19 protein-coding genes are annotated in these 22,848 nt (G+C 73.6%); 6 read left to right on the plus strand and 13 right to left on the minus strand.

Features of this window, described 5'->3' with window-relative positions:
- Positions 1-154: 154 nt before the first annotated feature.
- The 4 genes from QUG93_RS03355 to QUG93_RS03370 all read right to left on the minus strand — a co-directional run bounded on the left by QUG93_RS03355 (position 155) and on the right by QUG93_RS03370 (position 4,503).
- Positions 155-1,351: an ABC transporter substrate-binding protein gene (locus tag QUG93_RS03355; RefSeq protein ID WP_289472226.1), complete on the minus strand. Its 1,197-nt coding sequence runs from the start codon at positions 1,349-1,351 to the stop codon at positions 155-157.
- Between the two features lie 165 nt (positions 1,352-1,516).
- Entirely contained in the window at positions 1,517-2,386 is an 870-nt protein-coding gene (locus QUG93_RS03360) for an ABC transporter permease (protein WP_289472227.1), read from the minus strand.
- Positions 2,386-3,153 carry an ABC transporter ATP-binding protein gene (locus tag QUG93_RS03365; protein WP_289472228.1) on the minus strand — a complete coding sequence of 256 codons (768 nt, stop codon included), beginning with the start codon at positions 3,151-3,153 and terminating at the stop codon, positions 2,386-2,388. The genes QUG93_RS03360 and QUG93_RS03365 overlap by 1 nt, the downstream gene beginning before the upstream one ends.
- 48 nt (positions 3,154-3,201) lie before the next feature.
- Positions 3,202-4,503, minus strand: a complete 1,302-nt coding sequence (locus tag QUG93_RS03370) for an amidohydrolase family protein (protein ID WP_289472229.1) — start codon at positions 4,501-4,503, stop codon at positions 3,202-3,204.
- A gap of 210 nt (positions 4,504-4,713) precedes the next feature.
- Between QUG93_RS03370 and QUG93_RS03375 the strand changes: the two genes are divergently transcribed.
- Both QUG93_RS03375 and QUG93_RS03380 read left to right on the plus strand, forming a co-directional pair.
- Positions 4,714-5,367, plus strand: coding sequence for a helix-turn-helix domain-containing protein (locus tag QUG93_RS03375; protein WP_289472230.1), 654 nt, complete (start codon positions 4,714-4,716; stop codon positions 5,365-5,367).
- A 23-nt stretch (positions 5,368-5,390) separates the two neighbouring features.
- The gene (locus tag QUG93_RS03380; protein WP_289472232.1) at positions 5,391-6,317 is read left to right on the plus strand and encodes a PDR/VanB family oxidoreductase; all 927 of its coding nucleotides are present in this window, start codon (positions 5,391-5,393) and stop codon (positions 6,315-6,317) included.
- A 98-nt stretch (positions 6,318-6,415) separates the two neighbouring features.
- Here the strand turns inward: QUG93_RS03380 and QUG93_RS03385 are convergent, their stop codons facing one another.
- The gene (locus QUG93_RS03385; protein WP_289472233.1) at positions 6,416-7,813 is read right to left on the minus strand and encodes an amidohydrolase family protein; all 1,398 of its coding nucleotides are present in this window, start codon (positions 7,811-7,813) and stop codon (positions 6,416-6,418) included.
- 92 nt (positions 7,814-7,905) lie between these two features.
- On the opposite strand from QUG93_RS03385, the gene QUG93_RS03390 reads away from it, so the two are divergent.
- Positions 7,906-9,702 carry an endo-1,4-beta-xylanase gene (locus tag QUG93_RS03390; protein WP_289472235.1) on the plus strand — a complete coding sequence of 599 codons (1,797 nt, stop codon included), beginning with the start codon at positions 7,906-7,908 and terminating at the stop codon, positions 9,700-9,702.
- Between the two features lie 12 nt (positions 9,703-9,714).
- Here QUG93_RS03390 and QUG93_RS03395 read toward each other — a convergent pair whose 3' ends face one another.
- Entirely contained in the window at positions 9,715-11,160 is a 1,446-nt protein-coding gene (locus QUG93_RS03395; RefSeq protein ID WP_289472236.1) for a glycosyltransferase family 39 protein, read from the minus strand.
- Positions 11,161-11,269: 109 nt separating this feature from the next.
- On the opposite strand from QUG93_RS03395, the gene QUG93_RS03400 reads away from it, so the two are divergent.
- Positions 11,270-12,565, plus strand: coding sequence for an amidohydrolase family protein (locus QUG93_RS03400; RefSeq protein WP_289472237.1), 1,296 nt, complete (start codon positions 11,270-11,272; stop codon positions 12,563-12,565).
- 165 nt (positions 12,566-12,730) lie between these two features.
- On the opposite strand, the gene QUG93_RS03405 is transcribed toward QUG93_RS03400, so the two are convergent.
- Genes QUG93_RS03405 through QUG93_RS03415 form a run of 3 tightly spaced genes read right to left on the minus strand, consistent with a single transcriptional unit; the run spans position 12,731 to position 17,357 of the window.
- Positions 12,731-13,735: an XdhC family protein gene (locus QUG93_RS03405; protein ID WP_289472238.1), complete on the minus strand. Its 1,005-nt coding sequence runs from the start codon at positions 13,733-13,735 to the stop codon at positions 12,731-12,733.
- Entirely contained in the window at positions 13,735-16,536 is a 2,802-nt protein-coding gene (locus QUG93_RS03410) for a molybdopterin-dependent oxidoreductase (RefSeq protein ID WP_289472239.1), read from the minus strand. Before QUG93_RS03410 ends, QUG93_RS03405 begins: the two co-directional genes overlap by 1 nt.
- Positions 16,533-17,357, minus strand: a complete 825-nt coding sequence (locus QUG93_RS03415) for an FAD binding domain-containing protein (RefSeq protein WP_289472240.1) — start codon at positions 17,355-17,357, stop codon at positions 16,533-16,535. The genes QUG93_RS03410 and QUG93_RS03415 overlap by 4 nt, the downstream gene beginning before the upstream one ends.
- 327 nt (positions 17,358-17,684) lie before the next feature.
- Between QUG93_RS03415 and pucL the strand changes: the two genes are divergently transcribed.
- Together pucL and QUG93_RS03425 are read left to right on the plus strand one after the other, a co-directional pair.
- Positions 17,685-18,629: a factor-independent urate hydroxylase gene (gene pucL / locus QUG93_RS03420; RefSeq protein WP_289472241.1), complete on the plus strand. Its 945-nt coding sequence runs from the start codon at positions 17,685-17,687 to the stop codon at positions 18,627-18,629.
- The gene (locus QUG93_RS03425) at positions 18,602-19,243 is read left to right on the plus strand and encodes a nucleotidyltransferase family protein (RefSeq protein ID WP_289472242.1); all 642 of its coding nucleotides are present in this window, start codon (positions 18,602-18,604) and stop codon (positions 19,241-19,243) included. Before pucL ends, QUG93_RS03425 begins: the two co-directional genes overlap by 28 nt.
- Before the next feature lie 97 nt (positions 19,244-19,340).
- On the opposite strand, the gene QUG93_RS03430 is transcribed toward QUG93_RS03425, so the two are convergent.
- The 4 genes from QUG93_RS03430 to QUG93_RS03445 form a co-directional block, all read right to left on the minus strand.
- On the minus strand, positions 19,341-20,570 hold the full coding sequence (locus QUG93_RS03430) for a mannosyltransferase family protein (RefSeq protein WP_289472243.1): 1,230 nt from the start codon (positions 20,568-20,570) through the stop codon (positions 19,341-19,343).
- A 109-nt stretch (positions 20,571-20,679) separates the two neighbouring features.
- Positions 20,680-21,774 (minus strand): alkene reductase, encoded by a 1,095-nt coding sequence (locus QUG93_RS03435; protein WP_289472245.1) that lies wholly within the window; start codon positions 21,772-21,774, stop codon positions 20,680-20,682.
- Between the two features lie 53 nt (positions 21,775-21,827).
- Positions 21,828-22,040 (minus strand): hypothetical protein, encoded by a 213-nt coding sequence (locus QUG93_RS03440; protein WP_289472246.1) that lies wholly within the window; start codon positions 22,038-22,040, stop codon positions 21,828-21,830.
- A 49-nt stretch (positions 22,041-22,089) separates the two neighbouring features.
- The gene (locus tag QUG93_RS03445; RefSeq protein ID WP_289472248.1) at positions 22,090-22,536 is read right to left on the minus strand and encodes a MarR family winged helix-turn-helix transcriptional regulator; all 447 of its coding nucleotides are present in this window, start codon (positions 22,534-22,536) and stop codon (positions 22,090-22,092) included.
- Positions 22,537-22,848 lie beyond the last annotated feature (312 nt).

Here is a 22,848-nt window from a genome sequence, read left to right on the forward strand (position 1 = left end):
TGGGGTGGGTGGTGCGGAGACGGAGGACGGGGCCCACGCCGCCGGTTCCGGTGCGACGCGCCAGCGGCGGACCGGCCGTGCCGGTGGGGGGAGGCGCGGGGCGGGCGTGCCCCGCGCCTCCCGTCCGGTGGTCGGTCGGCTCAGCCGACCCGGGTCACTTCCCCAGACCGATGGACTTGTCGAGGAACTCGTTGGTGAACAGGTCGGACGGCTGGAGGTCGCTCTTCACGTCACCGGTACCGGCGAAGACCGGGGTGGCCTTCTCGATGAAGTCCTGCATGCGCTGCTCGTCCATCGAGCCGATGTAGCCGTCGGTGTCCTTCGCGAGCCCGAGCTCGACCAGCTGCTTCGCCGCGAACGCGCCGACCTTCGAGTCGTAGGTCCAGCCGTTGTTGTACTGCTGCACGAGCCGCGTGATGAGGTCGTTCGTGGCCTGCGGCGCCTTCAGGTAGTCGACGTCCGCCTGCTGCATGACGGGCACGAGCTTCTTCAGGCAGGGCGTGAGCTTCGACAGGTCGCCGGTGCGGACCGACATCGCCTCGGGGTACGGGTTCCAGCCGGTGCTCGAGATCGGCTTGTACGCGACCTTCTTGCCCCAGGCCGCGACCTGGTTCTGGTAGATGTACGGCTCCGCGGTGGCGAAGCCCTGCTGGGCGTCCTTGCCGCCGGCGGAGACGAACTTCGACGGGGTGCCGTCGTAGCTGCCGTCGAGGACCTTCTTCGGCAGGATGCCGGACTGCTCGAGGTACGTCATGTACGCGGCGCCGTTGAAGTAGCGGACGACGCCGCCGTTCTTCTCGAGCTCCTTGCCGAGGTCCTCGATGCTGTCGACGTCGGGGTAGGTCTTCGGGTCCCACATGATCGACATCGGCGACGAGTCGTTCTCGGCGAACACCGCGGTGGTGGGCAGGTTGCCGGAGAACTGGACCTGCTCGTCGGTGGACATGTAGCCGAGGGTGATCGACTTGTCCTGGTACATCTGCGAGGCGACCTTCGTGTAGCCGATCGCCGGGCCGCCGGCGCGGATCTCGAGCTTCACGCCCGTGCTCTTGCCGTTGGCGTACAGGTCGCCCGTGACGGTCTTGCCCGAGGCGTCGATGGAGGGGTCCGGGCCGAGCATCTCGTACAGGTGGCCGTGCTCGCCCTCGGGGTTCCAGTCGGTCTGGACGACGACGGTCGACGGGCAGACGCCCGACAGGTCGATCGCGGGGCCGGACGCGGCCTTCGCGGGGGCGCTCGACGCGGCGGTGCCGGCGGACGAGCCGGCGGCGCATCCGGTGAGGGCGAGCGCGGTCGCGGCGAGGGCTGCGGTCGCGACGCCGATCCGCGTCGTGGTTCGGGTGGTGCGCATGGAGGCTCCGTTCGTGGTGCGGGTCTCGTGGTGCTGTCGGGTCGGGATGGGGTGGTGGGACCGGGCACGTCGACGGTGCGGGGCGCTGTGGCCGCGGACGTGCCCGGGGGTCTGGAGGGGGCGACCCGGGCCGCGGCGACCGGGGGGAGGTTGCCGCGACGCGGGTCAGCTGAAGTCGTGCCAGCGACCGACGGCCAGACGGCCGACCAGTCCGAACACGAGGAAGACGGCGACGCCGTAGAGCGAGGCGATGATGATCGTTGCGTAGAGCTCCGGTCCCATCAGGCGCGAGGCGGTCACCTGGATGAGCACGCCGAGGCCGGGGTTGCCGCGCTGGAAGAACTGGTCGCCGACGATGGCGCCGATGACGCTCAGGCCGGCCGAGGTCCGCAGGCCGACGAAGATCGACGGCAGGGCGGCGGGGAACTGGAGCTTCACGAGCTGGGCGAAGCGGCTCGCCCGCTGCAGCCGGAAGAGCTCGCGCTGCGCCCGGTCCGCGGACTGCAGCCCGAACAGGGTGTTCGACACCATCGGGAACAGGGCGATCATCACGGTGACGATGACCCGGCTGGCGAACTCGTACCCGAACAGGGCGCCGATGAGCGGGACGAGCGCCAGGATCGGCACGCACTGCAGCACCACCGCGTACGGGTAGAGCGAGCGCTCGAGCCACTTCGCCTGCGCCATGGCCATCGCCCAGACGACGCCGATCACGATCGCGAAGCCGAGGCCGACCAGGGACACCACGGTGGTGCGGCCGAGGGCGGACCACAGGTCGGACCCGAAGGTCGAGGGGGAGCCGTCCGGCATCGTCGGGGCGACGATCGCCTTCGCCACGAGGTGCGGGTAGGGCACCAGGAACGCGAGCCCGCGGACGTGGTCGTAGTAGGCGGCTGCGGCGTACCAGACGCCGACGAGCGCGGCGAGGACGACGAGCGGCTGCCACCACGACACGGTGCGGCGCGCACGAGGGGTGGAGCGACGGGCAGCGGTCCGGACGGCGCGGGTCTCCGCGACCTCCTGCAGGGTGACCATCAGCGGTGTCCTTCCCGGAGCGCGTGCGAGACCTCGCCGACCAGTTCGGCGAACTCGGGGGTGAAGCGGATGTCGGGGTCGCGGGGCATCGGGAACGGCACCTCGAACCGGCCGACGATGCTGCCCGGGCGGCCGGACATGACGACGACCTCGGTGGACAGGTACACGGCCTCGGACACCGAGTGGGTGATGAACAGCCCGGCGAACTGCTGCTCCACGAAGAGCCGGAGGAGTTCGTCGTTGAGGCGTTCGCGGGTGATCTCGTCGAGGGCACCGAACGGCTCGTCGAACAGGAACAGCTCGGGGTCGAGCGTCAGCGACCGGGCGAGCGAGACGCGCATCCGCATGCCGCCGGACAGCTGCTTCGGCAGGTTCGTCTCGAAGCCGTTCAGCCCGACCAGGTCGATGGCGTGGGCGGCCTTGGCGGCACGCTCGGCCTTCGGCACGTGTCCGAGTTCGGCGAGCAGCTCGACGTTGCCCTGCACCGAGCGCCAGGGCAGCAGGGTGGCGTCCTGGAAGACGTAGCCGATGCGGTCGGCGGCCACCTCGGCGGTGCCGTGCGACGCCGACTCGAGGCCGGAGGCGATCCGGAGCAGGGTCGACTTGCCGCAGCCGGAGGGGCCGACGACCGAGACGAACTGGCCGCGGTCGACGGTCAGGTCGACGCCCTGCAGGGCGACGGTGCCGTTCGGGAAGGTCATCTCGACGTCGCGGAAGTCGAGCAGCGTGTCCGTCGTGGTGACGGGCGGCGGGGCGGTGGTGGTCACGGGCACCTCGGGTTCTCGGGTCACGGGTTCGCGGGGATGGGGCGAGGGTCAGGCGGGGACGGCGGCGGTCGCACGGACGGGCGCCGGGGCGGCGACGGTCGTGCGGACCTCGGTGCGGGCGACGAGCCGCCCGCGGGACAGGACGATGCGGTCGACCGGGGCGTTCGCGACCGCGTCGGTGACGCTGGTCGCGGCGATCGCGAGCAGGTCGGCTCGCCGTCCGGGGACGGGGCCGGCGGCCGGGAGGCCCATCACGCTCCGAGCGGTGTCGCTCACCATCGCGTACGCCTGGTCCGGCGTCACGTGGCCGGCCGTCACGAGCAGGCTCGCGGTCTCCAGGGCGTCGCTCCGCCCCACCGGGTTGAACGGGTCGCGGACGTTGTCCGCGCCCGCGGCGACCCGCACGCCGGCCTCGGTCAGGGCGCGGATCGCGGTGAGTCCCCGCGGGGTGGACACCGGGTGCTGCCACCCCTGCAGGTACAGGTTGGTGATCGGCAGGGTGATGACGCCGAGGTCGGCCGCGGCGACGTCGGCGACGACCTCGGCCAGGCGCTCCGGGCCGAGCGTGCCGAGCCGGACGCAGTGCCCGGCGGAGTACTGGTGCCCGTCGGGCCGTCGGGAGCGCAGGAGGCTGACCGCCCGGGCGTAGTGGTCGAGGGTGACCGGTCCGTCCAGGCTCTCGTCGGTGTGCAGGTCGACGCCGACCCCGTGCCGCTCGGCGATCGCGAGCAGTCGGTCGACGTCGGCGAGCGGGTCCTCGGCGAGGTGCGGAGCGCCCCCGACCAGGTCGACGCCGCAGTCGAGCACGGCCTCGACGTGGGCATCCGGGGCGAGCGGACCGGCGAGGGCGACGAGTTCGATGTCCATGAGGCCGGCGAGTTCCTCGCGGACCTGCACCAGCGCTCGTGCGCCGCGGGTGGCTGCCTCGACCGGGGCGGCGGGGTCGGCCGCGGTCCGACGGCCGCTCAGGACGTCGACGTGGCTGCGGACCGCGGTGGTGCCCGCGGCGAGCAACGTCAGGGCCGCCGTCCGTGTACGGTCGGCGATCTCGTCGACGGTCATCGTGGTGGCGTACGCGGACCACGACGCGATCGCGGCACCGAGGTCCCCGAGCGGCGGCCGGATCGCGTCGGCGCTCAGGGCCTTGTCGAGGTGCGCGTGCGGTTCCGCCGGGGCGGTGAGCAGCAGGCGCCCGTCGAGGTCGAGCACGGCGTCGGCTGGTGCGGTGAGCGTGCCGGCGGGAGCGACGGCGGAAACGGTGTCACCGTCGATGGCGACGTCGACCAGGCGACCGTCCGGCAGCAGCGCGGACCGCAGGAGCCCGACCGGGCGGGGTGCTGACGAGTCCATCCGGAGCCTCTCGGTCGTGTGTGAGAATGTTGATCGCATCAACATCTCCGATGCTAGGGCGGCAGTGTTTCCCTCTCGTTTCGAGGCGGTTGCCGTGTGTGACACCCGTCCCGGTCCGACCCGGGAGCCGGAACGACGGTTCCGGATCGGGCTCGTCGGACCAGCCGCAGACCGCGCCGGAGACCCCGTCCAGGCCGAGAGGAGTGCGCCGTGACCACCGGCACCACCACCGAGACCGACCGCGTCGTCGACGACCAGACCCAGCGCATCGGCGAGCACATCCGCGCCCGCCGCCGCGCCGCACGGCTGACCCTCGTGCAGGTCGCCGAGCAGACCGGACTGTCGCACCCGTTCCTCAGCCAGGTCGAACGAGGGCACTCCCGCGCGAGCATGGTGTCCCTCGAGAAGATCGCCGCGGCCCTCGGGACGACACAGGTCGAGCTGCTCGCCGCCGGTGCCCCGGAACGACCGGACCACGACGTGCGCGCCCCCGAGGTCATCCGCGCCGGGGAGGGTGCCCGCGGCCCGTTCTCGAGCGGCGAGGCCCGGCTGCTCGTGCACGCCGGACCGCACGCCTTCGAGCCGCTCGAGTGGACGGGGGACAACACGGACCTCGGCGACTACTTCGAGCACCGCGAGGACGAGTTCCTCACCGTGCTCGCCGGCGACGTCCTGCTCGACCTGCGCGGGCAGGATCCCCTGCGCCTCGGGCCGGGTGACTCCGCGTACTACCGCGGCGGCACCGGGCACCGCTGGTGCAGCGCGGACGGCAGCCGCTTCCACATGATCGTGGTCAAGGAGACCCCGCGCGCCGTCGCGGTCCCGAACGCCGCAGCGGGCCCGAGCGCCGGAGTGGTCGCGTGACCGCCGCGCCGGAGCGTCGTCGCATGCGGATCGCCGCACGCCACGCGGTCGCCACCGACGTCGTCGCACTCGACCTCGCACCGCTCGACGGCACACCGCTGCCGGACTGGGAGCCCGGGGCGCACGTGGACGTCGAGGTCGTGCCGGGCACCGAGCGGCAGTACTCGCTCGTCACGACCACGCCCGAGGGCAACTGGCGGATCGCCGTGCTCCGGGAGCCGGACGGCCGCGGGGGATCGCTCGCCGTGCACGAGGCTCTCACCGTGGGTGCCGAGGTCGTGGTCGCCGGGCCGCGCAACCACTTCGGCTTCGACCCGACCAGGCCCGCCGTGTTCGTCGCCGGCGGCATCGGGATCACCCCCCTCGTGGCGATGATCGGCGCCGCGGAGCGCGCCGGCACGCCCTGGGAGCTCCACTACGCCGGTCGCAGCCGGAGCCGGATGGCGTTCGTCGACGAGCTCGTGGCGGCACACCCCGAACGGGTCGTCGTCGCCGCGGCGGACGAGCACCCGCGGTTGGACGTGGTCGGCATCCTCGCCGGACCGCGGGACGCCGTCGTGTACTGCTGCGGCCCGCGCGCACTCATGGACGCGGTCGAGACGGCCGCCGCGCACTGGCCCGCTGGGAGCGTCCGGGTCGAGCGGTTCGAACCGGTCGCCGACGTCGACGCCCCCGGCGAACCGTTCGAGGTCGAGCTCGCCGTCACCGGCGTCACCGTGACCGTGCCGTCCGACCGCACGCTGCTCGAGGTCGCCGAGGAGGCCGGTGCCTTCGTCCTGTCGTCGTGCCGTGAGGGCACGTGCGGCACCTGCGAGACCCCCGTCCTCGAGGGCGCGGTGGAGCACCGGGACACCGTGCTCAGCCCCGAGGAACAGGCCGACGACCGCACGATGATGGTGTGCGTCTCGCGCGCCCGGCGCGGCTGCCCGCGCCTGGTGCTGGAACTGTGACGGGTCGCCGCCCGGTGGCGTGACGGACGGGAGGCGGTGCGCACGACGCGCGCACCGCCTCCCGTCCGGACCGTCCCCGACCCGGACCGTGTGCGCCGCTAGGGACGCTCGGTGTCGTCGAGCGCGCCGCCGGTGAGCGCCGACAGACGCTCCAGCCCCGCCTCGGCGACCAGCTGGCGGGCCAGCGGACGCGCCCGCGCGACCGCCTCGCGCACGTCCACCTTCGTGACGTCGCCGTCCGCGACGCTGAGGTCGCCGTCCACCCAGACGTCGCGGACCTCGCGGCTGCCCGCGACGAACACGACCGCCTGGTAGGGGTCGTGCACGTTCGCCAGGGTGGGGGAGTCGCCGTCGAGGACGACCAGGTCCGCACGCTTGCCCGGCTCGAGCGACCCGATCTCGTGCTCCATCCGCAGCGCTCGGGCGCCCCCGATGGTGCCCATCTCGAACGCCTCGCGGGCGCTCATCGCGGTCGCCTGCAGGTCGCGGACGCGGGCGAGCAGCGCCGCGGTCTTCATCGCCTGCAGGAAGTCCTGCGAGTCGTTCGACGCCGGGCCGTCGACGCCGATGCCGACCGGGATCCCCAGCGCACGGAGCTCGGCGACCGGCGCGATGCCGCTCGCCAGGATGCCGTTCGCGACCGGGTTGTGGGCGACGCCGACCCCGTGCGCGGCGTAGCACTCGCGGTCCTCGCGGTCCACCCACACGCTGTGCGCCGCGATCACGGGCACCTGGAACATGCCCGTCGCCTCGGCGTGCCCGATCGCCGTGCGGCCGGTGCGCTGCCGGGCCGCGGTGACCTCCTCGCGGACCTCGTGGAAGTGCACGTGCACGCCGTGCCCGCCCGCGACGGCGTAGTCGACGTGCTCCTGCCAGGTGTCGTCGGTGTACCGGCCGATCGACGAGACCCCGACGCGGAACGTGCTGTACCGGCTGGCGGCGGCGGCCTCGCGCAGGGCCTCGAACTCCTCGAGGATCGGCGTCGCGCCGAAGTCGCGGTCGACGTCCCCGGAGCCGAACGACACGACACCCCGCAGCCCGAGGTCCTCGAGCGCCTGCACCACACCGGGGGTCGCCGGCTCGTCCGGCACCGGGTCGGCGCAGAACATGTCGTTCGCGGTCGTCACCCCGCTCCGCAGCAGCTGGATCCCCTGCAGGACGGTGCCGGCGTACGCCTTGTCGCGGGTCATCACCGGGTTGACGCGACCGATCAGCGCCGTGAGCCACTCCCACAGCGTGTACTGCGAGCCGATGCCGGTGATGAGGCCCTCGCTGAAGTGCCCGTGCGTGTTCACGAAGCCGGGTGTGACGATGTCGTACGCACCCCCGCGGACCGCGGCGTCGGGGTGCGCGGCGGACAGCTCGGCGAAGGTGCCGACGGCGGCGATCCGGTCCCCGTCGAGCAGGACGGCCCCGTCACGGATCGCGGCGGGCGTGGGGGCTTCGTCCGGCGCGGCGGTGAGCACCCAGCCGGCGCGGATCAGGGTCTGCGTCATGGGGTGAACCTAGGGTGCCCGTGTTTCGCGGGTGTCACCGCGGGGTTTCCCGCCGGGGCCGGGCGGGGCGGTCGGAACGCTACGGTCCTCTCATGCGTGATCTCCTCCGCCGTGCGACGGCACCGGTCTCCGCCGCCGGAGCGTCCGGTACCGCGTCCGGTCCCGCCGCGGCGGAGGCGTCCGGTACCGCCGTGGCGGTCCGCGCGGTCCGCGGGGTCGTGTGCGCGACGGTCGTCGGCGTCCTCCTCACCGTCGCGGGGTGCAGCTCGGCGGACCGGCCGCCCGAGCACGGCACCGTCGTCGACCTGGTGCGGCAGGACTGGGCGCACGTCCCCGGGGTCGACGCACGCGACGGGGTCCTGCACGTCACCGCGACCGGACGGCGCATCGTCGAGCAGGACGGCAGCGGTGGCGTGCCGGACCCGCCCGTCGACCTCGCGGGCACGCACCTCGTCGCCCCGGGGGACGTCACGGTCGCCGCATCGTTCCGGGACGTCACCGCCGACGCCACCCTGGCGGTCCTCGACGCTCCGCCGGTGATCGCCGACGAGTTCCGGATCGAGTCTGCGGGGGTGACCCTCACCCTGCGCGGACACGACCTGCGGATCGCGGTCTCGGACGGCGCGGAGGACCAGGACGTGCGCGATCTCGAGCCGGTGCACGAGGAACACGTGCGGGTCGACGACCCCGAGGCGGAGCTGGCCGTGCACCGTTCGGGCGACCGGCTCGAGGTGACGAGCGACGGAGCGACGGTGGCGTCCCTGCCGTCCGGCGACGTCCTCGACCCGGGCACGCTCTGGCTGGGGCTGTCGAGCGAGCGCGGGTCCTTCACCGTCGACTCGTTGCACGCCTCTGCGCCCGTCGGCACCCGTCTGGCGACCGCGGGGCCCGTGGTCGAGCACGCGGAACGCGATCCGGAGGGGCTGCAGGCGCTCGCCGCCCGGTCCCGCCCCGACTTCCTGGTCGGCGCGGCGGTCGCCCTCGGGCCGCTCGCCGCGGACGAGGACCTGGCGCGTGACCTCGTGCGGAACTTCGGCGCCCTCACGCCCGAGAACGCGATGAAGCCGCAGGCGCTCTCCCCGCGGCAGGGCGAGTACACCTTCCAGGAGGCCGATGCGCTCCTCGACGTCGCGGAACGGAAGGGCATGGCGGTGCACGGGCACACCATCGCCTTCTCGGAGGCGATGCCGCGGTGGATGCGCGACCTGCCCACCGGGTCCGAGCAGGAGCGGTCCGCGAGCGCCGATGCGCTGCTCGGCTACGTCTCGACCGTCGTCACGCACTTCCGCGGTCGGCTCGCCTCGCTCGACGTCGTGAACGAGCCCTTCGACGTCGACCAGGGGACCGAGCTGCAGGAGAACGTCTGGTACCGCGTCTTCGGGGCGTCCTACCCCGTGGTCGTCTCGCGGGCGGTCCACGACGCCGATCCGGACGTCCGGCAGTTCGTCAACGAGAACGGCGCCGACGTCCCGGGCCCGCGACAGGACGCCCTGCTCCGGCTCGTCCTCGACACGAACGCGCACGGCGGGCACATCGACGGGGTCGGCCTGCAGACGCACGTCTACGACCTCGACACCGACACGGTGACCGCGGACGACCTCGCGCAGACCCTCGACACCTTCGCCGACGCCGGGCTGCTCGTCCGGATCTCCGAGACCGACGTCGACGACAGCGAGGGGCAGGACGCCCAGGCGGAGCAGTACGCCACGATCCTCGACACCTGCTTCCACTCGGACGCCTGCGTCTCGTGGACGACGTGGGGCGTCGACGACCGGTACGACCGGTGGCTCGACGATGCCGGCGACCTGCACCAGGGGCACGACCTGCTGTTCAGCGACGGCGAGCCCACCCCGGCGTACGACGCCGTGCGCCGCGTGCTCGGCGGGTGATCGGTGGGGGCGTCACCGCGAGACGCCGAGCACCCCGCCCTCGTTGCGGATCTCGCCGTCCTCGGGTGCGTACACCCGCAGCCCGTCGAGGTCGGTCGCCTCGAGCGACCCCCGCTCCTGCCGCAGGAACGTCGTCACGGCGCCGGGCGCGGGGAAACGGACGTCGCTGCCGACGACCACCGCGACGAACGGCCCGGCGCCGGGGTCCATGGTGCCGCGGCCGAGGAAGTACGGGTTGTAGAGCGTCGGCGTCGCCGAGACGAAGAGCACCCTGCCGCCGTTGATGCCCTGCGACCGGAGCCAGCCGTCGACCCGGGCGATCCCCGTCGGTCGTTCCGTCCACGCGACGTGGCTGACCCGCGCGGCGGGCACGACGCTCAGGAGCACGAGCACCGTGGCGAGGGACGACCACCAGACGCGGGGCCGCAACGACGCCAGTCGCGCGTACCCGATCGCGGTGAGGAGCAGGGTGAGCGGCATCCACGCCTCGTAGTACGTCGGCAGCGCGATCCGCGCGACGACCACGTAGAAGACGACGAGCAGCCCGAGCGCGGTGCCGAGGTACGCGACCAACCGGTCCGGCCGGACGACGAAGGCCGCGACGAGTCCGACGACGATCACCACCACCATGACCGCACCGACCCCGTCGCCGAAGAAGCGCAGGTTCGCCCACCAGGGTGCGAACGTGAAGACGTGCCCGTCGATGCTGATCGGGTGCCCGTTCGTGTTCTGCCCGTCCTGGAAGTCGATCATGTAGGTGATGGCCGAGCGGATCCCCATCGGCAGGTAGAGCAGGACGACGACGACGCCGAACGTCAGGGCCCACACGAGCCCTCCGACGACGAGTCGGCGCACGTCGCGGTGCAGGAGCGGGAGCAGCAGGAACGCCGGCAGCAGCACGACCGTCGACACCTTCGACGTCACCGACATCGCCATGAGCGTCGCGGACACCGGGACGAGCCACCACCGCCCCGAGCGGATCCACGCCCACGCGGCACCGAGGGCGAGGAGCGCGAACACCGCCATCACCGGGTCGAGCAGCGCGAGGTGGTCCAGTCGCGGGCCGGGGCCGGCACCGTCGCGGGGGGTCAGGAGCCACAGCCCGGCGGCCGAGAGTCCCGCCCAGAAACCGATGTGCCGGCGCAACCACACGAACATCGCCGCACCCGCGACGAGCACCAGGACGGCGACGACGATGCGGGGCCCGAGGACGCCCTGCCCGAAGACGAGCTGCGCGGCGCCGAACAGGTACTTGGCGAACGGCGGGTGCTCGCGGTTCGCGCTGAGGTCGCCGTGCACGTAGGCCCACCCTGAGCGCACGTAGATCGCCTCGTCACCGGTGACGTTCGCGCCGAGCAGGTTCCAGGTGCACTGGTACAGGCCCCAGATCGCGACGACCACGAAGGCGACGACACGGACCCGCGGATCCGCGGTGAGGGACGTGGGTCGGCGCGGCACCGTACGAGCGTACCGACGACGGGGCGCGACTGGTGCGGACGAGGGCGGACGACGGCGTGCGACACGTCCTCGTCACGACCCGGAAACAGCGCCCTGTCAGCATTCGGTCATGCTGACCGTCACCGGTGCCCTCCGCGTCCTCGTCGACCCTCGGACCGAACGGGACGGCGACGTCGTGGTCGACGACGGCAGCGAGGTCGCGACCACGCTCGACGCCTCCGGGTGCGTCGTCACGCCGGGCTTGGTGAACGCGCACCACCACCTGCTGCAGACCGCCTTCCGCACCCTGCCCGGCACCCGCGGCGTGCCGATGGCCGACTGGCTGCCGACGATGGCGGCGGCGTACGGCCGGGTGGGCCACGACCCCGAGCTCTACGGACTGGCGGCGTCCGCCGGAGCCGCGGAGGGCCTCCTGTCCGGTGTCACGACGATCGCCGACCACCACCTGAACTGGCCCGCCGACGCGACCACCGACGACACCGTGGCGCTCGCCGCGGCCACCGTCGACGCCGTGCGCGGCGTCGGTGGACGACTCGTGTTCGTCCGCGGGTCGGCGCGGGACGACGCCGAGCGGGCCGCCGCGTCGGCGGACGCGATCGCCTCGCGCCTGCTCCACGAGGACGCCGTCGGCGGTGTCGACCCCGACGGCATGCTGCAGGTCGCCGTCGGGCCCGCTGGCGTGCACTCCGACGGCGAGGCCACCTTCCGTGCGCTCGGCGAGGTCGCGGCGCAGCACGGCCTCCGCCGACGGACCCAGGCCAACGAGCAGGTCGACACCGTGATCGCGCTCGAGCGGTACGGGCGGCGGCCGCTCGACCTGCTCGAGGCGTGGGGCTGGCTCGCCCCCGACGTCACGATCGCGCACCTGTGCGACGTCACCGACGACGAGATCGCCCGGCTCGCGGCCGCCGGCGTGTGCGCGACGCACGCCCCGGGGTGCGACGTCCCGATGGGCTGGGGGATTGCACCGGTCGCCCGGCTCGCCGCCGCCGGCGTGCCCGTCGGCCTCGGGACGAGCGGCGGGGGCAGCAACGACGCCGGACACCTGCTGGCCGACGCCCGCCTCGCGATGCAGGTCTCCGCGCTGGTCGGCCCGCAGCTGCCAGCCCGCCAGGTGCTCGGCACGGCGACGGAGGGCTCCGCGGTGGGGCTCGGGCGGCCGGACCTCGGCCACCTCGGCGCGGGCAGCGCGGGCGACCTCTGCGTGTGGGACGTCTCCGGCGTCGCCGACGCCGGCGTGGCGGACCCCGTGGCCGGGCTCCTGTGGGCGTCTCCCGGGCGCCGGCCCCGGCACGTCGTCGTCGGTGGGCGCGTGGTGGTGCGGGACGGGAGGCTCGTCACGGCTGACGAGCGCGAGCTGGCGGCCCGCCTCGGGGAGCGGCTCGCGCGCACTCCCGTCGGTTGACCGGCGCGCTGCGGCCGGGCCGGGGGCGCCGGCGCCGGGCGGTCATGTCGTGTCGTGTCGTGTCGAACCACGTTCCCGACGTCGAACCAGGGCGCGGGGCTGGTTCGACGTCGTGTCCGTGGTTCGATCTCGGCGGCGGCGTCGACCACCGCGCGGGCGGCGCGGTCAGGCGGTGCGGGCCGGGGCCGGCGTGGGACGGCGGTGGATCGGGCCGGAGCCACCGGTGAGCGCGCTGCCGGGGGAGCCCGTCCGGGCTGCGATGACCTCGGCCATGACGGCGACGGCCAGCTCCGACGGGGTGCGGGCTCCGATGTCGAGGCCGATCGGGGAGCGCAGTCGGTGGAGGTCGGGCGTCCCGAGCGCTCGCAGCTCCGCCGAGCGCCGGTCGTGCGTGCTCCGCGATCCCATCGCCCCGACGTAGCCGGCACCCCGGCGGAGCGCCTGGTCGACCACCTCGGCGTCGAACCGGTCGTCGTGCGAGAGCACCACGACCACCGTCGTCGCGTCGACCGGCAGGCCCGCGAGCACCCGGGGCGGCCAGCCCACGATCCGCTCGTCGGCGGCGGGGAAGCGCTCGTCGGTCAGGAACACCGGTCGCGGGTCGACCACGGTCACGGCGTACCCGAGCACCGCGGCGGCGTTCGTCACGGCGACGGCGGTCTCCACGGCTCCGACGACGACGCACCGCGGCCGGTGGTCCGCCCGCTCGACGAAGACGCGACCGCGACAGCCGTCGGGCGCGGTGACGACCGCTCCGAGCGTGACCGCGTCGAGCGAGAGCGCGACCGACGTCGGCACGCCGGCTGCGGCGTCGCGCAGCGCACCGACGAGCACGGCGTCGTGCGGAGTGACCCGCCGGACCAGGACCTCGACCCGGCCTCCGCACCGCAGCGCGGGTGCCCACACGGCGTCCGGGTCGTCCGGGTCGACGTCGAAGCCGAAGCGTTCCAGCACCGGCACACCCGTCTCGAGCACCTGCTCCGCGGTGCCGAACAGCGCCCCCTCGACGCAGCCACCGGAGATCGTCCCGACGACCTGACCGCCGGGCAGCACCGCCATCGAGGTGCCGACCCCGCTGGGCGCACTGCCGGTCATCGAGACGGCGGTGGCCACGACCACCGGGTCGCCGCCGTCGAGGACGGCCAGGAGGCGCGGTGCCAGTTCGAACATCACGCGCCTCCGGCGTCGGTCGGGTCGGTCGGGTCCACCACCGGGTCCTGCAGCAACGCCCAGACCCGGTCACGGGTCATCGGCAACCGGTACGGACGGACCCCGATCGCGTCGCGCACGGCGTTCGCGACGGCCGGCGCGACCGGGTTGTAGGGCGCCTCGCTCATCGACTTCGCGCCGAGGGGGCCGAGCGGGTCGTGGGTCACCGCGAAGCGGACCTCGGTGCGGGGCACGTCGGAGATCTTCGGCAACCGGTACGAGCGGAACGCGTCGGTGGTGACTCGGCCCGTGTCGTCGAGGACGACCTCCTCGTAGAGGGTCGAGCCCATCGCCTGCGCGGCACCGCCCTCGACCTGGCCTCGGAGCTGCTCGGGGTTGAGGACGGTACCGGCGTCGACCGCCTGCACGCTGTGCAGCACGCGGACCTCGCCCGTCGGCCGGTGCACCGCGACGCGGGCGCCGTGCACCGTGAAGGCGAGGGAGCGCGGCGTGCCGTCGTGGCTGGCGTGTGCCACGAGCGGTCCGTCGGCCAGCAGCTCGGCGTGCCCGACCAGTTCGTCGCCGATCCGGACGCCGTCCGGCAGGACCTCGACGGCGGGACCGAGCACCCCGGACGCGGTGCGCGGCGTGCGTGCGGCCACGAGGGTCAGTGCCCGCGCGGTCAGCTGCTCGTGGAGGTCCTGCGCGGCGGCGTACAGGGCCTTGCCCGCGACGACGACGCCCGCCGAGCCGAAGGCGCCCGTGTCGTGGCGGGCGGCGTCGGTGTCCGACTGGTGGACGTCGATCCGGTCCGGTGTGGTGCCGAGCGCGGTGGCGACGAGCTGCGTGTGCACGGTCGTCGTCCCGTTGCCGAACTCGGCGGTGCCGACGCCGATGCGGTACCGGCCGTCGGCGGTGGCCTCGACCGACACGTGCGCGTGGTGTCCGCGGGGCGGCATGGTCGCGATCGCGGCGAGGGCGACCCCGGTACCGAACGCCCAGTCCCCGGAGGTCGGGTCCATCACGGGGCCGTCCATCGCGGGGACCTCGGGGAGCGGTGCGCGCAGGGCGTCCTCCACCAGGTCGAGGCACTGGTCGAGGCCGTAGCTGCCCTCCCACCGTAGGTCGTCCTGCTCGTCGGGGTCGGTCACGACGAGCGGGTCGCCCGGCACGACGACGTTCCGCCGCCGGAGCTCGATCGGGTCGATGCCGACCCGCCGCGCGAGCTCGTCCATCGCCGACTCGATCGCGAACACGACCTGCCCGAGGCCGTAGCCGCGGAACGCCCCCGACGGCAGGTTGTTCGTGTACACGGACTCCGCGTCGACGCGCTTCGACGGGCAGCGGTAGACGGCGACCGACTCGCTCACCGAGTGGAACATGACGCCGACACCGTGGTTGCCGTACGCGCCGGTGTCCATCGTCTGGTCGACGTGCAGCGCGGTCAACCGGCCGTCCGCGTCGGCGCCCAGCCGGACCCGCACGCGCATCGGGTGCCGGGTCGGCGCGATCGTGAACTCGTCACGGCGGGTGTACTCGTACTGCACGCTCCGGCGGGTGCGCAGCACCGCCAGGGTGACGAGGTCCTCGGTGAGGAGCTCCTGCTTGCCGCCGAACCCGCCGCCGACGCGCTTGGCGACCACGCGGACACGTGACGGGTCGAGACCGAAGACGTGCGCGATCTCGTCCCGGACCAGGAACGGGACCTGCGTGGCGGTCCGCAGCACGAGCCTCCCGTCCCGGTCCAGCGAACCGCGCGTTGCGTGCGTCTCGAGCGCGGCGTGCGAGACCCGGCTCGTCGTCCAGGTGCCCTCGACGGTCGCGGCGGACGCTGCCAGCGCGCCCTCGACGTCACCGGTCTCGCCGTGCAGCGCGGCGACCACGTTGCGGTCCGGCTCAGCGATCCGGTGCTCCTCGGTCGTCTTGTCACCGTGCAGGAGCGGAGCGCCCGGCAGCCGGGCGGCGTCGACGTCGTGCACGCTCGGCAGGACCTCGTAGTCGACGCGGAGGAGTGCGCACGCCTGCTCGGCGATCCGGACGCTGTCCGCGACGACGGCCGCGACGCGCTGTCCGCGGAACCGGAGCACCCGGTCGAACACGCGGGTGTCGTCCGGGTCGTCGAGTCGCGACTCGTGCCGCCCGGTCGAGAAGAGCACGCCGGGGTCGTCCCGGTGGGTGAGCACCGCGTGGACGCCCGGGAGCGCCTCGGCGGCGCTGGTGTCGATCGCGGTGACGCGCGCGTGCGGGTGCGGGCTGCCGAGGACGGCGACGTGCAGCAGCGCCTCGGTCGGTCGGACGTCGAGCGTGTACTCCTCCTGCCCGGTCACGATGCGCATCGCGGCCGGTGCGGCGACCGAGGTGCCGACGGCGTCGCCGGCACTCGCGCACGCGGTGTTCCGGACCCCGTCGAGGGCGTCCTCGATCGCGCGGTACCCCGTGCAGCGGCAGAGGTTGCCCTTCAGGGCGCGGTGCCGGTCGGTCAGCTGGTCGTCCTCGAGGGCGGAGGCGGTCACGACGTACCCGGCGGTGCAGAAACCGCACTGGAAGCCGGGCGCCTCGGCGAAGGCGCGTTGCACCGGGTGCGGGTCCTCCGGCGTGCCGAGCCCGGCGGCGGTGGTCACGGACCGGCCGTCCATGCGGTGTGCCGGGGTGATGCAGGAGTGCACGGGCGTGCCGTCGACGAGGACCGAGCAGGCGCCGCAGTCCCCGGCGTCACAGCCCTTCTTGACCGAGGTGACGCCGTGTTCCCGCAGGAGCGTGCGGAGGACCTGGCCGGGCTGCGGGTCCGCGTCCACCGTCGTGCCGTCGACCTCGAACCTCATGCCGCACCCCCTGCACGCACGGCGGCCGACCGCTCCGCCACGAGTTCCGCGGCGAAGCGGCGCGAGACACCCCGGCGCCAGGCCGGCGAGCCGTGCGGGTCGTCGTACCAGTCGTCGTGGGCGGCCAGGCGGGCGTCGACCTCGGCTGCGTCGGGGACCGCGGGCAGCCGGAGGACGAGCGGCCTGGGCGTCCCCCCGGTCACGACGAGCACCGACCCCGCGTCCGACCAACGCGCGGTGACGAGCGTGCCGGTCCGACCGTGCGGGCTGAGCGACACCCGGCGGTACCCGGTGGTCGCGGTGAGCGCGGACTCCGGCAGGTCGAACGCCCGGATGACCTCACCCGGGGTGAGCGTGGTCGTGCGCGGACCGGTGACGAGGTCGGCGACCCGCTCGCGGCGCTCCCCGCCGTCCGGCGTCCAGACGAGCGCGGTCGCGTCGAGCGTGACGAGCAGGGCGGTGAGTGCTCCGGCGGGCAGGGCCGTCGCGACGTTCCCGCCGACGGTGGCCGCGTTCCACACCTTGAACGACGCGAGCAGGGCGTTCGCGCACCGGTCGACGAGCGGCCACGCGTGCCACCCGGGGTCCGGTGTCGCGCGGAGCAGCGCGGCGATCGTGCACGTCGCGGCGACGCGCAGGGCCCCCGGCAGCCGTTCGGTGTCCGGCCAGCCGAGCGTCGTCAGGTCGACGAGGCCGGTGATCCCTGGCTGCTCCTCGGAGTACAGCCAGGTGCCCCCGGCGAGCAGGTGCTCACCGGTGGCGAGGTCGAGGTCGTCGCGGTGCGACGGTGTCCGCACGGTGCGGACGGAGACGAGGTCCATGCAGGGGTCCGATCGGGGTGGCGGGACGGGAGGCGGTGGTGCCGTCGGACCGTCGGCCGTGCGCGATCATCCCGCGGTTCCACGCCGAGCAGGGCCGGGGTGCGGTGGGGTGCGCCACGGGGACCTCCTGTCGTGCTGCGCGTGCGACTGCGAGCGCTGGTGCGGTGTGGAGCGCGTCGGGTGCGCTGTGGCGGCAACGCTAGGGAACGGGTGTTTCGGCGTCGTTTCGGGCGTTCGACGGCCGCGTCACGACCGGACGGGCACCGCGGTGGGAGCTCGTGACCTGTTCGACCCACCCCGGTAACACGCGGCTGTCATCGTCGCCCCATGGAGATCACCGACGCACTGCCCGCCCCCACCACCACGTCCGTCCGCCTCGGTGCGAACCAGTACGGCAAGGCCGAGGTCCGGCTCGTCCGGGTCACCCGCGACAGCGACCGGCACGAGATCGAGGACCTCACCGTCACGACCCAGCTGCGCGGTGTGGCGCTCGCCGACTCGTACACCGAGGGTGACAACGGCAAGGTGGTCGCGACCGACACCCAGAAGAACACCGTCTACGCCTTCGCGAAGGAACACGGCGTCGGCACGCCGGAGGAGTTCCTGCTGCGCCTCGGTCGGCACTTCACGACCGCGTTCGACTGGTACGACGGGGCGACCCTGTCCGCCGAGCAGCACAGCTGGGAGCGGATCGCGGTCGACGGTCGCGAGCACGACCACTCCTTCGTGCGCGCCGGCCGGGGGACCCGCACGGCCGTGGTGCAGGTCGACGGCGAGGACGTGCACGTGCTCGCCGGCGTCACCGACCTGACGGTGCTGAAGTCGACCGGCAGCGAGTTCCACGGGTTCCCGCGCGACGGCTACACGACCCTCGCCGAGACGGACGACCGGATCCTCGCGACCTCGGTGACGGCTCGCTGGCGCTACACGCCCGAGGCCGTGGCGGCGGGCATCGACTACGACGCCGTGTACGCCGGGGTCCTCGACCGGATGCTCGCGACCTTCGCCGACCTGCACTCGCTCGCACTCCAGCAGACCCTGTTCGCGATGGGACGCACGGCGATCGAGGCGTTCCCGGAGATCGCCGAGGTCCGCTTCTCGATGCCGAACAAGCACCACTTCCTGGTCGACCTCGCCCCGTTCGGGCTCGAGAACCCGGGCGAGGTGTTCTTCGCGGCGGACCGCCCGTACGGCCTGATCTCCGGGACCGTCGTCCGCGACGGCGTCGCCGATGCCCCGGCAGCATGGGCCTCGGTGCCGGCGTTCGTCTGACCGCGGCAGCCGTGCCGGTCGGTCCGGTGGCGCGGCCCACGGTCGTCGGCGTCCTGCTCGCGGCCGGGGCGGGCACGCGGATGGGGCGTCCCAAGGCCCTCGTCCGTGACCCGTCTGGCACGCCGTGGGTGGTGCTCGGCGTCGACGCCCTGCTCGACGGCGGGTGCGACGAGGTCGTCGTCGTGCTCGGCGCCGCTGCCGAGGCCGCTCGGGAGCTCGTACCGGCACGGCCGGACGTGCGGATCGTCGTCGCGCCGGACTGGGCGGACGGCCCCGGAGCGTCGCTCGCCGCCGGGCTCCGTGCGCTCCCGGACGGGACCGCCGCGTGCATCTCGCTCGTCGACCTGCCCGGCCTGCCGGCCGAGGTGGTGCGGCGGGTGCTGGCCGGTCCCTGGACCGAGGGCGTCCTGCGTCGGGCCGTGCACGCCGGGCACCCGGGGCACCCGGTGCTGGTCGGACCGGGGCACCGCGCGCGTCTGCTCGCCGCCGTGCTGCGGGAACCGGGGGACCGGAGTGCGGGCGCCTGGCTCCGTGGTGCCGGTGTCGAAGCGGTGCCGTGCGACGACCTGTGGGACGGCGCCGACCAGGACCGACCCGGTTCCGACGTCCCCTGACGCTGCCGGCCGGACCACTCCCGCCAGCCGGACCACTCCCGCCAGCCGGACCACCCGCCGGCCGGACCACCCGGCCGGCCGCACGACCGCGCGGGACTCAGTCGCCCCAGTCGCCGAGCGCGAACCGGTACGACTGGTACGTCGCGTCGACGATGCCGATCCCGAGCACCACCCAGAACACCCACCGGGACCGGCGTCCCCGCAGCGTGGTCGCCACCAGGATCATCAGCGGGAACTGCACGGAGCTCTCGCGGGCCATCGACGTCCACGCGTGACTGGTGCCCATCGAGACGAGCATCAAGCCGGTGTAGACGAGCTCCGGCCACCACCGCTTCGCGACGAGGAACCCGACCGCGACCACGTAGACGGCCACCATCACGATGTCCGACCACTCCTGGAACTGTCCGGACCCCGTCGTCCCGGTGGCGATGCGCAACGTGTTCTGGAAGGTCTCCCACGGCCAGAGCGTCTCGCGCTTCCAGCCGAGCTTCTGCACCAGGAACCAGTGGGTGGGATCGCCGGTCTTGTGCCACAACCACGCCAGGTAGTACGTCAGGCCGAGCGACCCGATCGCCCCGAAGACGACCGCGCGCCACAGCCGGGACGCGAACGGGCGGACGCGCGGGCCGATCAGCTGCGCGACGACGAGCGCCGCCACCAGGTACACGGTCTCGACGCGGATCGCCCCGGCCACGGCGCAGAGCAGCGCCCCGGTGAGCCAGCGACCGCGCTGCACGAGCAGCCACGCCCCGATCGCCAGGGCCAGGTACGGGGAGCCGGCGTACGGCGCGACGAGGAAGTGCGCGTAGGGCCCGGCGACGAGGATCGCGACCGCTCCCGCGGCGACCACGGGGTCGAACCGGTCGCGGACTGTCTTCCACAGCAGCACGGCAGCGACGGCTGCGCCGACCCCGGTGACGAGCCACATCGCCGCCGCGATCTGGGTCGGGTTGGGCGTGACGGTGAAGAACAGCCCCTCGGCGACGAACCGCGACAGGAAGGGGTAGCCGGGCAGGAAGGCCTCTTCGTAGGGCACCTGCCCGAACGTGCGGTACCCGAACTGCGCGACGTGCGCGAACCGCTCGCTGTCCCAGTGGTGCAGCACCGTCGGGAAGGTCGTCAGGCGGAGCTGCCCGGGGCGTTCGACCAGCCAGGCGATGACGGCGGCACCCTCGAGCACGATGCGCGCGGCCGCCCAGATCGCGAGCGCGACCAGCGTGCCGCGGACACCGCGCAGGCGGCGCTCGTCGCGGGCTGCCGCCCGGTCCGACAGCGGGTCGTCACCCGTCCGGTCGAGGATCGTCGGCGGTGCGGTGGCGGTGCTCACCAGGAGATCCTAGGCGGGGTGGGTGGCGGGCCCGGGACGCCTGTGGAGACGGACGGAAGGCGCGGTGCCGGCTGGCACCGCGCCTTCCGTCCGTCAGGAGTCGCGTCGACTAGGCGACGCGCTCGCGCACCTCGGCCAGCGTCGGGTAGTCGGTGTAGCCCTCGGCCGACGCGCCGTAGAACAGCTCCGGACGCGGCTCGTTGAGCTCTGCGTCCTGCTCCCACCGGTCGGCGAGGTCCGGGTTCGCGATCGCCGCGCGGCCCACCGCGACGGCGTCGGCGAGTCCCTCGTCGAGCAGGGTGATGGCCTCGTCGCGCGTCGTCATCGCCGAGAAGCCCGAGTTGGCGATGAACGGCGCACCGGCGGTCCGGCGGATGTGCTGCACGAGCTCGCTGCCCGGCTCGGCGTGCAGGACGTCGACGAAGGCGAGTCCGAGCGGCGCCAGGCCCTCGGCGACGGCGGTGTACGTCGCGCGGACGTCGGCGTCGTCCTCCTCGAGCACGCCCTGGATGTCGTGCTGCGGGGACAGGCGGATGCCGACGCGGTCCGCGCCGATCGCCTCGGCGACGGCCGTGGTGACCTCGACGGCGAAGCGCGCGCGGTTCTCCGGGGAGCCGCCGTACTCGTCGGTGCGGGTGTTCGACACGGGGGAGAGGAACTCGTGCACCAGGTACCCGTTGGCGCCGTGCACCTCGACGCCGTCGAGCCCGGCGGCGATCGCGTTGCGGGCGGCCTGGGCGAAGCCCTGGACGGCCTCGCGGACCTCGGCGGTGGTCAGCTCGTGCGGGACGGGCATGTCGGCCTTGGAGCCGTCCGCCAGGTGGGTCTGGCCGGGGGCGGCGACCGCCGAGGGGCCGACGATGCGCGGGGTCTGGGAGATGTCGGTGTGCGAGACGCGTCCACCGTGCATGATCTGCATGACGATCGTGCCGCCGCGCTCGTGCACGGCGTCGGTCACACGCCGCCAACCGGCGACCTGCTCATCGGTCTCGATGCCGGGCTGACCGGGGTAGGAGCGGCCCTCCTGCACGGGCCAGGTCCCCTCGGTGATGATCATGCCGAGACCGGCGCGCTGCGCGTAGTGCTCGACGAGGAGGTCGTTCGGGATGCCCTGCTCACCGGCGCGCGTCCGGGTGAGGGGCGCCATGACGATGCGGTTGCGGAGGTGGAGTGCGCCGAGGTCGGCGGCTTCGAAGAGCTTCACACCTCCGTTGAACCACGTGTTGCGCGGAGCAATTCCGACTGTGCGGTGGATGCTCAGCGTCCGGGGCACACCAGGGTGCTCGACCGGACCTGTCCCTCGGGCCGGATCACGCGGTGCTGCGAGAGTGGCTGCCGGCAGATCGGGCACGGTCGGTCGACGGTGCGGTCGTCGACGCCCTCGGCGTGCCCGGCACCGATCTGCGACGGGCCCATCTTCTCGATGAGCGTGCGGTTCCAGCGGTCGTACCAGCTGCCGAAGCGACCCACGGTCCGTCCTTTCGTTCGTACACGAATCATTGTGCCACGAAGTACCGCGTCAGTCGAGGGCGTCGACGCGGACGAGCAGCTCGGTGAGCTCGTCCTTCAGGCGCTCGAGGCGCTCGACGGGCCAGCCGAGGCGGTCGGCGACGGCGACCGGGACGGCCCGGGCCTGCTCGCGGAGCGCCCGCCCTGCGGTGGTGAGCGACACCTCGAGCTGGCGTTCGTCGGCGGTGCTCCGCAGTCGGCGGACGTAGCCGGACGCCTCGAGGCGCTTCAGCAGTGGGCTCAGGGTGGCCGAGTCGAGCCGGAGCTCACGGGCGATCGCGCGGACGGATCGCGGATCGTGCTCCCACAGGGCGAGCATGACGAGGTACTGCGGGTGCGTCAGGCCCATGGGGTCGAGCAGGTCGCGGTAGAGCCCGATGACGCTGCGGCTCGTCGCGGCCAACGCGAAGCAGAGCTGCCGGTCGAGGGCGAGGGGGTCGACGTCGGTCGCGGTCATGCCCCCACGGTACTTCGTCCACGAACGATCCGCAGTGCCCGGGTCGCTCCGCGAGTGCTGATGCTCGTGGGGAGCGCCCGATCCTTCCCACAACACCCGCGATGGAAAGTCGGAACGGGCGTACCTGGTCGTTCGGGATGACCAGGCACGCCCGTTCCCGCCCGGTACGCCCGTTCCCGCCCGGTACGCCCGTTCCCGCCCGGTACGCCCGTTCCCACCAGGCACGCCCGTTCCCACCAGGCACGCCCGTTCCCGCCAGGTGCGCCCGTTCCCACCAGGTGCGCCTGGAGCGGCAGGGACGCCTGGAACGGC

It is taken from the genome of Curtobacterium caseinilyticum, assembly GCF_030363035.1.
In the GTDB taxonomy this organism is placed as follows: Bacteria; Actinomycetota; Actinomycetes; order Actinomycetales; family Microbacteriaceae; genus Curtobacterium; species Curtobacterium caseinilyticum.